The sequence below is a fragment of the Mesorhizobium sp. P2_D1 genome (genome assembly GCF_056404455.1).
The window spans coordinates 110,247-122,877 of the sequence record NZ_JBFUDZ010000010.1; the positions used below are offsets into that span (position 1 = coordinate 110,247).

Here is a 12,631-nt window from a genome sequence, read left to right on the forward strand (position 1 = left end):
CAGAGAAGAGAATGCGTCCGTTGCGGGAGAGAGTCCAGATATCGTCAGGTCGGCTCGCCAATCAGCGGTGTTGTGCCTTTGGGCCTACGGAGTTTCCGCACCAGTTCAACCGTGACGGCGTCGACCGTGACACGCCCGAGCACCTGTACAGTCACCCGACCCAGATCCTCGTCAACATGGACGACATCGCCCTCGAATCTGATCTTGTCGCCTGGCTTCGCCTTTAGATCCACGATCGAATAGGGATAGTTGGCCGTGAGAATGTGGAGGGTCACGCGATCCTCGATGCGTTTGCCTACCGTGGCGCTGATCGCCACACGGTCACCGATATTGATTTCCCGCGCCATGCATAGGATTCTGGAGTGACGGGTTCGGTTGTCAAGAGATTGCTAATGTACGCCTGCTTTCAGCGCAGAAAGGAAAGCGAGAATGGCCGTAGCTAAAGAAGGACCAGGAGCGCATCACCTACGCATGGATGTATGGCGCACAGGCGCGCAAGGATGGCAATGTGCGTGCCGCGCCTGACTTCTGGCCGACGCGTGGATGCAGGGCTTTGATGGCGAACCCATAGTTGGCGCCGGCAAGGCCAAGCCGATCAGCGACCAAATGAAAGCGGAGGTCGACGAAGCGGGTGTCAGTGAAGCCTAGAGCGGCTTGCCTGAGCGTATCATTGCTCGCGCTATAGCGAGTTGCGTTTCCGTCCTGGCATTCTCTTTCAGGGTCATGTTGTCGGCGGCAATGAGCCGCTTCAGCGCCCGCAGAATCTCRCCCCTTGTCCAGCCCGCCTCGCGCATGCAGTCGACGATGGCTTGGATGCCAGGTTCCATGGCCTTCTGGCAGTCAATGTCGCGGTCCTGATATTCTTCCTGTCCTTTCGGCGGATTGATCATCTTGCCCCCTGCAAATAGCTGTCACCATGCTCTCGGTGCCCGAAACAGAACCAGTGCGGTTCATGCCTCGGCTTGGCGAAACCGAATTGGCGCACGCATGCCACATCCGGCAAACTCGCAAACATGATTTTCGATCCGCGCCCGCTCGCGCGGTACGGCAGTCATACCTTCGGCAAGTCTGGCAGGTTCGTCTCTATGACATTTCGCCGCCACGACGAGGCCTCACTGTCGAACTTGGGCGATGTTCTGGTGGGGTTGAGACGGCCAGAGCTCATACATCAATCTTGTCTGCCTTGAAAGACAAGGCTTCCACGATCGCGGTGGCTCGAATGAGAGCTGTCCGCGCGGCCGATAGTTCAATCGTCAATTCGAATCCTTCCTGGTCGGCGAGCTGCATGATTGTCTTCATTACCGCCGTCGAATTCCTGGCCAGCAGAATGAGGTGCAAACCACCTGGGCCATGATCTCCGTTCAACCAATGCCTCGCGCTACGGTCACTGGCACCCGTCCAGAACATCACGGTTTTCGTCGCTAGTCGGCTCGTGCCGACCTCGGATGCCAATGCTTTGGCGATAGCCGAGGCATATACCGCTTCGGTTGCGTGAATGGATTCTGGAAATTTATTGCCGCTTTTCGGAAACATATTTCCGGCTCCTTGAGCTAGAATCGTTCGCAGCTTCCTGCTTGTTCCGCACGTGGCCCGAGATGGTAATCAATTGGAACCAGACGGGCGGAAACGAAGCCCGGCACGCGCGTTCCAGGATTCGAGCCGCCCAATATGTTCGCATGTCGACCGAGCACCAGAAGTACTCGACCGACAACCAGGCGTCGGCGATGCAACGGTATGCTGACGCACGCGGCTTCGAAATCGTCCGGACTTACGCGGACGAGGGAAAAAGCGGCCTTCGTCTTGTCGGAAGGGATGCCTTGCAGTCCCTTTTGGACGACATCGAAAGCGGCCGCGCGGACTATGCAGCAATCCTCGTCTACGACGTCAGCCGATGGGGACGCTTCCAGGACCCCGACGAAGCGGCCGCGATAGAGCTTAGATGCAAGCACGCAGGGATTCGCGTCCACTACTGCGCCGAGCAGTTCGAGAACGACGGCAGCATCGGCTCTTCCATTGTGAAAACGGTCAAGCGGGCGATGGCCGGCGAATACAGCCGGGAACTCTCCGTTAAAGTTTTCGCAGGCCAGGCTCATCTGATCCGCCTTGGATTTCGGCAGGGCGGCGCCGCCGGCTACGGATTGCGCCGGGTTCTTGTTGATCAGAACGGTAACTCGAAAGGCGAACTCGTTCGAGGCGAGCACAAAAGCATCGCGACCGATCGGGTCATCCTGGTCCCCGGGCCGAAACATGAGGTCGACACCGTACGAGAGGTCTATCGCAAGTTCATAACCGAGAACCGCACCGAGCGAGAAATCGCCGAGATTCTGAACGCACGGTGCGTCTTGTCAGACCTCGGACGGCCTTGGACGAAGGGTACGGTACACCAACTCCTGATCAACGAAAAATACATCGGCAACAATGTGTGGGCGCGTACGTCGTTCAAGCTCAAGCAGTCGCATGTCCAAAATCCTAAGGACGCCTGGATAAGAGTTGACGAGGTGTTCGAAGCGATCGTTGACAAGGATTCCTTCAGCCGGGCACAAGCCATCATCGCAGCAAGGTCCGAACGTCTGTCGGACGAGAAGATGCTGGACCTCCTCAGTGGAATTCTGACGAAGAACGGTTATCTCTCCGGCATCATCATCGACGAGGCAGACGACTGCCCGTCAAGCAGCTCATACCTGTCACGCTTCGGCAGTCTGTTGCGCGCCTATGCGCTCATAGGGTTCGTTCCGGACCACGACTATCGGTATCTGGAGACAAACCGCGCCCTGCGAAGGATGCACCCTGGAGTAATAGCGGAAGTGCTCGCGGGAATCGGGACAGCCGGGGGAGAGGTCGAGCAGGATTCGGCGACCGACCTGCTGACGGTGAATCGCGAGTTCACTGCGTGTATTGTAATCGTCAGATGCTTCCACACAGGCGCGGGATCGCTTCGCTGGAAGCTGCGGCTCGACACAGTGCTCAATCCCGACCTGACGGTCGCCATACGCATGGATCCGGAAAACGCCCAGGCGCGAGACTACTATCTGCTGCCCCGTATGGATATGCACGCGGCCGTCCTGCGTCTTTGCGAGCACAACGGGCTATCCCTCGATGCGTACCGCTTCGACACGCTGGATACTTTTTACGCGATGTCTGCACGAACCCTGATAGAGGAGGCCGCATAATGACCGCGACGCCGGCTCAGCGGGTTGAAATGATCCCGGTAGAAAAGATCACGATCGTCAATCCCAGAATACGCAATAAGCGAATCTTCAGCGATATCGTCGACAACATCTCCGAAATTGGTCTGAAACGTCCGATAACAGTTGCCCGTCGCGTCGAGGCGGGAGGACCATATTACGATCTGGTTTGCGGCCAGGGCAGGCTGGAGGCTTACAAGGCGCTGGGCCAACAGGAGGTCCCCGCTCTTGTCGTTGCAGCCGATCCAGAAGACTGTCTCGTGGCCAGTCTGGTCGAGAACTGTGCACGCCGAAAACACCACGCGATCGATCTTCTCAACGACATCGGCCGCATGAAACAGAGTGGGCAAAGCATTGCCGACATCGCGAGGAAGACAGGACTCACGGCGGAATATGTTCATGCGGTGGTCAGGCTTCTTGAAACCGGCGAGCAGCGCCTTCTGCGTGCGGTGGAATCCGGTCACATTCCCTTCAGCGTCGCACTCGATATAGCTGAGGCGGACGACAAGGATGTCCAGGCTGCACTTCAGAACGCTTACGAGAAAAACCTGCTTCGTGGAAGAAAACTCCATGCCGCGAAACGGCTCGTAGAGCAGCGACGAGTTCAGGGCAAGCGGCTGAAGAACCAGCCGCATTTGAAACCAAAGCAAATGTCGACGGAGGCCCTTGTCCGCGCTTATCAACAAGACACTGATCGGAAGCGGATGCTGATCAGGCGCGCACAGGCTGCCAGGAATCGTCTCATCTTTATCGCTGAAGCCATGCGCAGGCTGCTGCACGACGATGAATTCCGGGACCTACTCTCCAAGGAAGGCCTGACGACCTTGCCCAAGAATCTGGCGCAGCGTCTGGATCGCCTGGAGGAATCCAATCCATGAGCACGGTCCGCAATTCAGCTCTCGTCAAAATAGCGTTTGAGACAGCGAGCCTCCGTATTTCGATCGATGAGATATTGCCGCTCCGACAACTCACACCTTCGGTAGTAAAATCGGTGAAGTACGCCCAGATCGCAGCGTCCATCGCTGAGGTGGGCATCATCGAACCCCCCGTCGTGGTCAGGGATAGCACCGATAGAAACCGCTTCCACCTGCTTGACGGCCATATCCGCATCGACATCCTGCGAGCCCGTGGCGAGACGCAAGTTGTGTGCTTGGTGGCAACCGAAGACGAGGCGTTCACCTACAACAAACGCATCAGCAGGATCGCCATCATCCAGGAACACAAGATGATCCTGAAGGCGATCGAGAAAGGCGTTTCGGAAGAGCGGCTCGCGCGGGCTTTGAACGTCAACATAGGCAGCATCCGCCACAAACGCAGCCTGCTGGAAGGCATCTGTCCGGAAGTCGTCGAATTGCTTAAGGACAGGCACGTGCCGATCAACACGTTCGGAGAGTTGAAGAAACTCAAGTCGATCAGGCAGATCGAAGCAGCCGAATTGATGATTGCGATGAACAGGTACTCGATCAGTTATGCGAAATCCCTGGTGGCCGCGACTCCCGAGAGCCAGTTCGTGCGGGGCGCCAAGACGGTAAAAGGCTTAAGCCAACAGCAGATCGACATGATGGAGGGCGAATCCGCGACGCTCGACCGTGAATTCAAAGCAATTGAACAGGACTACGGAAGCGATCATCTGGATGTTGTCTTGGCGACGGGCTATCTCGCGCGACTACTCGAGAATGCCCGTATCGTCCGGCACATGGCGCACCATCATCCAGACCTCCTTGCTGAGTTCCAGAAGATAACGGAGCTACAGAAGGTAGCATAGCCGAGATCAGGACCCCTTCGATCCGAGCAACTGTCCGCCCCTAGTTCCACCTAGCCTAGGGAAGGACCAGAAGGCGAATATCCCCCAGAAAGCTTTCCAGCGTCATCAGGTGAGGCTGCACCTCTTTCGGGTAGGCCTTGTGCAGTTCTTCCGGCACGACAAGCTGCACCTTGGCGTCCTGCATTTCCCTGAACTGGCCTTCGGACACGCCTTCCTGCAGTGTCAGAAGGTGCTTCGTTTCGATCCGGTCGGCTTCATTGATGACCTGCCGCCATCGGTCTTTGCAGGTGGTCTTCGCCGCTAGCATCCGCAGCTTCTCGCGGGGGAAGGCAAGGTCCGCGTAGGCCGCTGCGGATGGGAACAGGAAGTCCGGAATTTTGCCGCCTTCGATCACCGGCTTGTGCTGAAATTCGACCAGCGGACGAAGACCCTCTTCAGTGAAAATCTCTTTCGCATGGAGCTCCAGCGAGTTTCCCGCACGGGATTTCCTGCTCTGGAGGACCGATTGCGCCATGCCTACGAAGTCGGTGATGGAGGTGAAGCCTTCTTTGATCCTCGGCAGGAAGAACGCCTCCTCTACGCTCTGAAAAACCTCGTACTCGCACTTGCGGCGCTTCATCAGCCTGTCGTCGGGCTTAAGAAGCCTTACCGGTCGAAGCTCCACAGCCTTGCGTATCACCTCTACGCCAGTTGGGAAGCGCAGCAGCCATGCGGGGGGGATTTCTGCCGTGGTAAGTCTGCAGTCCGTTCGCACCGGCTTGCGGAATAGGTCTGGACGGCCAACGCCCGGTATCCAGAACACGGCCTGTTTCGGCTCCACCGGCCCGATGCGCTCTTCAATGAGGTCTTCTTCCAGCGTGTGATCGCACACCCAGACGTGACACGCCGTCGCTGCGTTTTTCTCATCGAGCACAAACGCGAAGACTGTCAACGCGCCGGTGCTTTCCGGATCCAGAAGCGGTGACTCCTTACCGCCGAAATTCGTCATGCGCGCTTCGTTGCGCGTMCCGTCGCCGAACACCTTGCTGTTGTACCAGATCGCAGTCGCCGTCACGCGAGCGGCATGGGAGTCGATAATGACATCAACTGAAACGCGCGGGTTCTTTTCTGTGGGATTATTGAGCGCCGGGAACAGTTCGAAGAGAAAGCCCTTGGGGACATACGGCCCGGCCTGATGCGCCTTGTTCGCCAACGTGTCGTTCGCTGACAAGCGCTTGACGTACCAGATGTACTGGTCCGGCTTGTCGAATTCGTCAAGCCAGTCGCTCAGGTCTCCGATGGCCACGGTCTCCCCCTTATGTCTGCCTGCGAAGAGTCTCCCCTGATCCACTCCGCAGATCGCGCAATAGCCTCGTCAAGCCCGATCTTCCCATGTCCCCGCAGAGCGCATTCCCAGATCGTGAGCGCGCGCCAACCTGCGGAGACAAGCAGCTCTGAGACTGTCTCGTCCCGTAGTCTATTAGCCGCGATCTTTTCGGCCCAGAATTCTGATCGTGTACCGGGGAGCCGGAAGAGATTGCAGTCATGACCATGCCAAAAGCAACCATGAACGAAGATCGCGGCTCGATACCTCGGTAGCACAAGATCAGGTCGGCCGGGTACCTCTTTGGGATGGATTCGAAACCGAAAGCCTTGCGCATGTAGACCGCGCCGGATCGACATTTCGGGCTGGGTATTTTTGCCCCTGATGCCGCTCATCATCCGGCTACGGGTAGCGACGTCAACGATGTCAGCCATGGACATTACAGCTCGGCGCGGGCAGAACACGACGATGAGATGGACAATCGAGTTCATGGGCCAGAAAAAGCCGCTGGCGGAGGTCTGGAGCGACGATCTGGCCCGGATCGTCGGCCCGTACCGTGACCATATAGAAGCCGTCTTCGCAGCCGCCAACGAACCCGAAATGCTGGAGGATATCGAAGTCGTTTTCTTTCTGGAGGATGAGAAGTCTTGGGGCGTCCGTTTCACCGGTGCGCCCATGGCAGTTCACTACGCCACGGACCTTATCGGCCCGATCACCGACATCAAGCACCGGCCACATTAGGCCGATAGCTTTAGTGGTCGCACAGCCTCCATCAGGTAGGGCTCCATGTGGCTCGCCACGGCCTCGACGGCCGGAACCACGACGGCGTTTCCGAACTGTTTATAGGCCTGAGTGTCGGAAACCGGGATCACCATCGGCGCACGGCCGGGCTGATCGAATCCCATAAGCCGCGCGCATTCACGTGGCGTCAACCGACGGGGAATCTTCATGCCCTGCTTAATCAGGATTTCCGACCCGTCCTTATAATACCTGGCTGAAAGCGTCCGCGCGATGTCCTTGTGATCGAAGAGGCCGAACCCAAAGCCGTTGCCCTTTGCCCGATGCTTGTCCGCGTAGTCCTGTAGGTAGCCCCAGAGATGTGCTGATAACGTGTACTTTGCCGCCACCCTGCCATCGGCTTCGGTGTACAGTTTCTCGGGTTCATCTCCTTTTTTGTGAAGTATCGAGCCTAGCTTCGGACCCTTCAGCGGGTCCGGCACGATCATACGCTCGAAGCTGAAACCCACGTCCTCCTTGAAGCCGACGATGAAAATCCGCTCGCGATGTTGTGGCACCCACGACTTTGCGTCGAGCACCCGCTTGTCGACGTGGTAGCCAAGCTCGTTGGTAAGCACGTCATAGATGACGCGGAAAGTATGCCCCTTATCGTGGTTGACGAGATTCTTCACATTCTCCAGAACGAAAGCCTTCGGCTGGAGGTCGCGGATGATGCGTGCGACGTCGAAGAACAGTGTACCCTGTGCCTCGCAGGCGAATCCATGCGGACGGTTCAGGGCGTTCTTCTTGGACACGCCAGCGATCGAAAATGGCTGGCAAGGGAATCCGGCAAGAAGCAGATCGTGCTTCGGTATGGACTTGGATTCCACAAGGCGAATGTCGCCTTGGATTTCGTGATCGTCGCAGGGGAAATTCGCCCGGTAGGTCTTCTGCGAATAGCCGTCCCATTCGCTTGTGAAGACGCACTTGCCGCCGATCGGCTCAAAGCCCCTTCGAAGCCCGCCAATCCCTGCGAACAGGTCAATGAAGGTGAAGGCAGAGGTGCTTTGCTGTGCTGACACCGGCCGGATGGACCGTAGAAGGTCCAGCGCCGCCTTACGCGGCCGAACTTCGCCAGTCTCCCACCTGTAAACCGTGCGCTCGCAATATCCGGTTCGGGCGGCGGCTTCCGGCATCGATAGCCCCGCCTGTTGCCGGAGGGTCGAAAACTCTGTCATGTCAAACGCCTCGCTGGGAAGAATTTTGACAAAGTGGCAGATTCGGTTCCGGGGAACAATGCGCGAACATAAATATTGCTGGAAGAACCCCTAACCACTGCCGGAGAGGGAGTGTCTCAATTTGAATTTCGGCTCACGACCCATTACTGCCATTGGCAGTTCCCGACACCCGTAGTCCTGAGCAGCGCGCGGATGCAGTGCGCGGTCCCTGCTAGTTCAGCTTGGAGCTATTGCCAGACCCAGTCACGATATTTGTAAGACCTTCGCTGATGATCGCATCTCAACGTTCAGGATCTAGGAAATCAGAACGAAGTTTGACCAACGCATTCAGGAGTCTCGACGCTATATCCATCCCCCTGTCTAGTGCTTCTTGATACCGCTCCAATTCGAGAAGTTTTTGATGTCGCCACTTGTCGGTCTCCATTGTCCCTGCGTCTGTCTTGAAAAACTCGTGCATTAGGAAGTGCCGCGCCTCAAGGGCTTCACCGAGGTGGTCCTCGAACTGGTCGTTGGCACCCCCGTTCTCAAACCATGAGAGCCCCCGAACTTTTGCCAGCAATTGACCGAGAGTCTTTCTCTCCATTGTTTTTTGCAAAGAGGAAAGAGCATCTGGCGATGGCGCTTTCTGCCACCATCCCTTGCCGAAATATTCAAGATAAAGCCATATGGTGGCCAAACCATATTCATAGGGTTGAGCCGTTTCAGAGGCGCGCCCGAACCGTTCGTAGACATTTCTCATTGTGATGACGCCGGCTTCCATGGCAACAAGCCCCCCGCAGTTTCGATTTCCTTGTGTTCATATTGCAACCTTTGGCCGCCTTCCACCCACAGCCGAAATTCAGCCTGAGCCGCTTGGTCTCGTTCAGTCGCTTTAGGAAGTGGTGCTTGCTACTACGGGCTTGGGTGAGCGGGTTCTTGATCTTGAATGTAAATTCGCACCAAGTCGGGCATAAGTAGACGACACGCTTCCCTTGCGCTTTTTCTTGCTATAAATCCGGTGTGGGAAATATTGGGGGGATTATGACATGATGCTGCCGACGCACGGCAGGCGCTTTCGTGCTTGACTCGGTCGGCACCGTAGCGGTTTCGCCGCTGTTCAGGCTCGCGCTTTCGAAAGGCCCGGAGAGCTCCATCCTTTTGCACCTCAGGCGCGGAGCGGCTGTCAATGGCCGTGACGCTTCAGGGAGAACGCCGCTGATGATCGCGGCTGCGCTTGGACGCGAAGACATCTGTGCCCTTCTGCTGGACGAGGGGGCGGAAGCATCGCTCAGGGATCCTGGCGGCCTGACTGCTGGCGAGCTTGCCACAAGTGCAGGATACCGGGACGTCGGGCATTATCTTTCGCAGGTGGCTCTGGCGGATGCCGTCCTCGACCAGCGGGCCATTGAAGAGCTCCGCGACCCTGAGCCGGAAACCGGCGCCGCGGGATGGGAGCCCGAGCAGGATTTCCAGCCGCCAGAGAGCAAACAGGCGCCCGACGAAAGTGTCCTGGCTCTCCAGGCAGCCATTTCGTCGCATCGGGCAAGGGTCCATGACGACGACTGGTCGTCTGCCGAAATCTCCCTGCCCGCGGCATCTTCTCCTGGCCAGACCTTCGTGCTGCCCGAGCAGGCGGGCATGATCCTGGCCGAGGCGATTGCAAGCGGATGGATATCCGGGCGCAGCCTGCGTCAGGCCTGGCCAGGGGCCACGGTCGATCAGCTTCTCCTGTTCAGGCTGATTGTGCAGGAAGCCGGCGTCAGGATTGTCGCGGGCCGCATCGCAGCAACGTTTCTGAACCGTGGAGCCGTGGTCCCCGGCCGGCTGGACAGGGAGCTTGCGGCCGCAGCAATCAGGCAGATTGAGGATGAGCTGAACAACCCTGCTGCTGCGGACAGATATCTCGCCGACATCCGTTCATTTTCAACTTTCAGCCCCGAGCGGGAACAGTGGATCTTCACGATACTGGCCCAGGCACGCCAGGAAGTGGTTGAGGCATTGAAGGGCTGTGTCCATCTGTTCAGAGGTCTTGAGACAATCCTCACGCCGGGTGAAAGCGTCGAGGAACCGGAAGACACGGATATCGAACAGGGCGCGCCTGATGCGGACGGTCCACCCGATGAGACAGATCCTGCGGAAGCGGATGATGGCGCCGGGAGCTGGCGATACGAGGCCCTTTTCAAGGCGCTCCAAGAGGTCAGTGCCGATCGCCACGATCCAGCCGTTGCGAGAATGTCAAAGGCCCTTGAGAAATACTGGACAGCCCGCAACCGGGCGATGGAAGGCGGCCTGAAACTCGTGCCCTGGATCGCACGAAGATACATCAGGCGGGGACTGCCATTCGACGATCTTGTCCAGGAAGGGAATCTCGGGCTGCTACGGGCCGCCGAGAAGTTCGACCCGCAGAAGGGAGCGCGCTTTGGAACCTATGCCACCTACTGGATCCGGCAGAGCATTTTCCGGGCGGTCGATGACCAGTCGCGTATCGTACGGATCCCGGTGCACGTCGCCGAACAGATCAGAAAAGTCGCGCGGCTGCGCGAGAGGACACGGGCCGAATTCAACAGAGAACCGACTGTTGACGAGGTGGCGCAGAAACTCGAAAAGCCGCCTGCCTTTGCAAAACGGATTCTCAACCTTCCGGTCGCCTCAAGGCGCAGCATCCCGAAGAGACTTGTCGACAGAACCTGTTCCCAGCCGGATCGCCGCCACGATGCGGCATCCCTTCGCAGGCTGATCGAGGGTGTTCTCGCACAGCTTTCGCCTCGCAGCGAGCGGGTAATCCGGCTGCGTTTCGGGCTGGCGAATGTCGATGAGCATACGCTTGAGGAGGTCGGAGACATGTTTGAGGTCACCCGTGAGCGGATCCGCCAGATCGAGGTGAAGGCAATCAGCATCCTGAGACATCCCAATCGCTCGACTGCGCTGCAGCCATTCCTGTGACATCAACTGTTCCGCCACGTTCGAGGAACGCCCCACCACGTGCCAGTGCCATGGTCGAAGCCCTGCGCGGGCTGGGCTATTCGCCGGCCACCGCCATTGCCGACCTTGTCGACAACAGCATTGCTGCCCGTGCCTCCGCTGTCGACATCCGGTTCGTCTGGAACGGGCCGGACAGCAGCATCGCGATAACCGACAATGGCGCAGGCATGGACGAGCAGACGCTGGATTCAGCAATGCGCCTTGGCGAGAGAAGCCCGCTCGAGCAGAGGGAGACAGGCGATCTTGGCCGGTTCGGCCTCGGCCTCAAGACGGCGTCATTTTCGCAGGCGCGGCGCCTGACTGTAGCATCAAGACGCGATGGCGCGACGTTCTCGCTCCGCTGGGATCTCGATGTTCTGCGTGACGACCCGACCGGAAGCTGGTCACTTCTCGAAGGACCCTCGCCCGGTTCCGAATCCCTGCTGTTACCCCTGGACAAAATGCCCAATGGAACGCTGGTTCTGTGGGAGACCATGGACCGGATCGTTCCTGCCGGCTCCAGGGACCAGGATTTTCTGGCTGTGATAGACCGTATCGAACGGCACCTTTCGATGGTCTTTCATCGTTACCTTGAGGCCCGTCGGCTGGTTATCCGGATCAATGGCACAGCCATCCGCCCCTGGGACCCGTTTCTGCGCAGCCGGCCAGACACCTGGCGGTCGGGATCCGAATCGTTCCGGGTCAACGGACATGGCATTGAGGTGGAAGGTTTTGTCCTTCCCCACAAGGACCGGCTGTCACCAAAGGAATACGAAGAGGCGGCCGGACCGGACGGGTGGACGTCCCAGCAGGGCTTTTACGTATACCGCAACGAGCGCCTTCTCGTTGCGGGGCACTGGCTTGGTCTCGGACAGGGCAGATCCTGGACCAAGGAAGAACCGTTCAGGCTTGCGCGTATCCGCCTCGACATTCCCAACAGTGCTGACGAGGACTGGAAGATCGACATCAGGAAATCGACGGCGCGCCCGCCACTTGAGGCGCGAATGCGCCTTTCGCTGTTTGCAGAAGACGTTCGCCAGCGTGCGCGCAAGGTCTTTGCGTTCCGGGGCAGACCGGAGCGGTCTCCAGGTGCTGGACCGGTCTCGCCCGCTTGGCATGCGACGCATCTGACAGGCGGCCTGCGCTACCGCGTCGACCGCAATCATCCGGCTGTTGCAGCAGTGCTGGAGAATGCAGGCGTGCTCCGGGACGACGTCATCGCAATGCTGAGGGTCATCGAGGAGACGGTGCCGGTCCAGCAGATCTGGCTCGATACGGCCGAGGCAAGAGAGACGCCGCGCACGGGTTTCCAGGGCGTGCCACAGGACGAGGTCAGGTCTGTCATGCAGACCGTCTTCAACAATCTTGTGAACCGGAAGGGGCTGACGGAAGAGCAGGCCAGACGCCAGCTCGCGGCCACCGAACCCTTCGACAGCTGGCCAGCCTTTGTCGAAACACTGCAATCCGTCTCCAGAGGATAGAT

Annotated in this window: 13 protein-coding genes; 6 read left to right on the plus strand and 7 right to left on the minus strand. The window is 58.3% G+C overall.

Features of this window, described 5'->3' with window-relative positions; genetic code table 11:
* Positions 1-44 precede the first annotated feature (44 nt).
* From AC1D0I_RS10700 to AC1D0I_RS10710, 3 genes are all read right to left on the minus strand, one after another.
* A complete protein-coding gene (locus tag AC1D0I_RS10700; RefSeq protein ID WP_477394938.1) occupies positions 45-347 on the minus strand; it encodes a hypothetical protein in 303 nt (100 codons plus the stop codon).
* Positions 348-644: 297 nt separating this feature from the next.
* Entirely contained in the window at positions 645-890 is a 246-nt protein-coding gene (locus AC1D0I_RS10705) for a hypothetical protein (protein ID WP_477394940.1), read from the minus strand.
* 271 nt (positions 891-1,161) lie between these two features.
* Positions 1,162-1,533, minus strand: coding sequence for a hypothetical protein (locus tag AC1D0I_RS10710; RefSeq protein WP_477394942.1), 372 nt, complete (start codon positions 1,531-1,533; stop codon positions 1,162-1,164).
* A 62-nt stretch (positions 1,534-1,595) separates the two neighbouring features.
* Between AC1D0I_RS10710 and AC1D0I_RS10715 the strand changes: the two genes are divergently transcribed.
* The 3 genes from AC1D0I_RS10715 to AC1D0I_RS10725 are packed head-to-tail and all read left to right on the plus strand — an operon-like array spanning position 1,596 to position 4,950.
* On the plus strand, positions 1,596-3,170 hold the full coding sequence (locus AC1D0I_RS10715) for a recombinase family protein (RefSeq protein ID WP_477394944.1): 1,575 nt from the start codon (positions 1,596-1,598) through the stop codon (positions 3,168-3,170).
* Entirely contained in the window at positions 3,170-4,063 is an 894-nt protein-coding gene (locus tag AC1D0I_RS10720; protein ID WP_477394946.1) for a plasmid partitioning protein RepB C-terminal domain-containing protein, read from the plus strand. The genes AC1D0I_RS10715 and AC1D0I_RS10720 overlap by 1 nt, the downstream gene beginning before the upstream one ends.
* Positions 4,060-4,950 (plus strand): plasmid partitioning protein RepB C-terminal domain-containing protein, encoded by an 891-nt coding sequence (locus AC1D0I_RS10725; protein ID WP_477394948.1) that lies wholly within the window; start codon positions 4,060-4,062, stop codon positions 4,948-4,950. The genes AC1D0I_RS10720 and AC1D0I_RS10725 overlap by 4 nt, the downstream gene beginning before the upstream one ends.
* Positions 4,951-5,005: 55 nt before the next feature.
* Here the strand turns inward: AC1D0I_RS10725 and AC1D0I_RS10730 are convergent, their stop codons facing one another.
* Both AC1D0I_RS10730 and AC1D0I_RS10735 read right to left on the minus strand, forming a co-directional pair.
* The gene (locus AC1D0I_RS10730; protein ID WP_477394950.1) at positions 5,006-6,235 is read right to left on the minus strand and encodes a type II restriction endonuclease; all 1,230 of its coding nucleotides are present in this window, start codon (positions 6,233-6,235) and stop codon (positions 5,006-5,008) included.
* Entirely contained in the window at positions 6,217-6,744 is a 528-nt protein-coding gene (locus AC1D0I_RS10735; protein ID WP_477394951.1) for a very short patch repair endonuclease, read from the minus strand. The genes AC1D0I_RS10730 and AC1D0I_RS10735 overlap by 19 nt, the downstream gene beginning before the upstream one ends.
* Between AC1D0I_RS10735 and AC1D0I_RS10740 the strand changes: the two genes are divergently transcribed.
* Positions 6,743-6,994 carry a hypothetical protein gene (locus tag AC1D0I_RS10740; RefSeq protein ID WP_477394953.1) on the plus strand — a complete coding sequence of 84 codons (252 nt, stop codon included), beginning with the start codon at positions 6,743-6,745 and terminating at the stop codon, positions 6,992-6,994. The genes AC1D0I_RS10735 and AC1D0I_RS10740 overlap by 2 nt on opposite strands.
* Here the strand turns inward: AC1D0I_RS10740 and dcm are convergent.
* Both dcm and AC1D0I_RS10750 read right to left on the minus strand, forming a co-directional pair.
* The gene (gene dcm / locus AC1D0I_RS10745) at positions 6,991-8,208 is read right to left on the minus strand and encodes a DNA (cytosine-5-)-methyltransferase (protein ID WP_477394954.1); all 1,218 of its coding nucleotides are present in this window, start codon (positions 8,206-8,208) and stop codon (positions 6,991-6,993) included. The two genes, AC1D0I_RS10740 and dcm, sit on opposite strands and share 4 nt — an antisense overlap.
* A 280-nt stretch (positions 8,209-8,488) precedes the next feature.
* Positions 8,489-8,968 carry a hypothetical protein gene (locus AC1D0I_RS10750; protein ID WP_477394956.1) on the minus strand — a complete coding sequence of 160 codons (480 nt, stop codon included), beginning with the start codon at positions 8,966-8,968 and terminating at the stop codon, positions 8,489-8,491.
* A 296-nt stretch (positions 8,969-9,264) separates the two neighbouring features.
* Here AC1D0I_RS10750 and AC1D0I_RS10755 point away from each other — a divergent pair, with 296 nt between their 5' ends.
* Positions 9,265-11,130, plus strand: a complete 1,866-nt coding sequence (locus AC1D0I_RS10755; RefSeq protein ID WP_477394958.1) for a sigma-70 family RNA polymerase sigma factor — start codon at positions 9,265-9,267, stop codon at positions 11,128-11,130.
* Between the two features lie 50 nt (positions 11,131-11,180).
* Positions 11,181-12,629: an ATP-binding protein gene (locus AC1D0I_RS10760; RefSeq protein WP_477394960.1), complete on the plus strand. Its 1,449-nt coding sequence runs from the start codon at positions 11,181-11,183 to the stop codon at positions 12,627-12,629.
* Positions 12,630-12,631 lie beyond the last annotated feature (2 nt).

Bases quoted from the DNA above. Each gene is read 5' to 3' on its own strand.
- AC1D0I_RS10710 (WP_477394942.1), bottom strand. From the start codon at position 1,533: ATGTTTCCGAAAAGCGGCAATAAATTTCCAGAATCCATTCACGCAACC.
- AC1D0I_RS10700 (WP_477394938.1), bottom strand. From the start codon at position 347: ATGGCGCGGGAAATCAATATCGGTGACCGTGTGGCGATCAGCGCCACG.
- AC1D0I_RS10740 (WP_477394953.1), top strand. From the start codon at position 6,743: ATGGGCCAGAAAAAGCCGCTGGCGGAGGTCTGGAGCGACGATCTGGCC.
- AC1D0I_RS10735 (WP_477394951.1), bottom strand. From the start codon at position 6,744: ATGAACTCGATTGTCCATCTCATCGTCGTGTTCTGCCCGCGCCGAGCT.
- AC1D0I_RS10715 (WP_477394944.1), top strand. From the start codon at position 1,596: ATGGTAATCAATTGGAACCAGACGGGCGGAAACGAAGCCCGGCACGCG.
- AC1D0I_RS10725 (WP_477394948.1), top strand. From the start codon at position 4,060: ATGAGCACGGTCCGCAATTCAGCTCTCGTCAAAATAGCGTTTGAGACA.
- dcm (WP_477394954.1), bottom strand. From the start codon at position 8,208: ATGACAGAGTTTTCGACCCTCCGGCAACAGGCGGGGCTATCGATGCCG.
- AC1D0I_RS10720 (WP_477394946.1), top strand. From the start codon at position 3,170: ATGACCGCGACGCCGGCTCAGCGGGTTGAAATGATCCCGGTAGAAAAG.
- AC1D0I_RS10760 (WP_477394960.1), top strand. From the start codon at position 11,181: ATGGTCGAAGCCCTGCGCGGGCTGGGCTATTCGCCGGCCACCGCCATT.
- AC1D0I_RS10750 (WP_477394956.1), bottom strand. From the start codon at position 8,968: ATGGAAGCCGGCGTCATCACAATGAGAAATGTCTACGAACGGTTCGGG.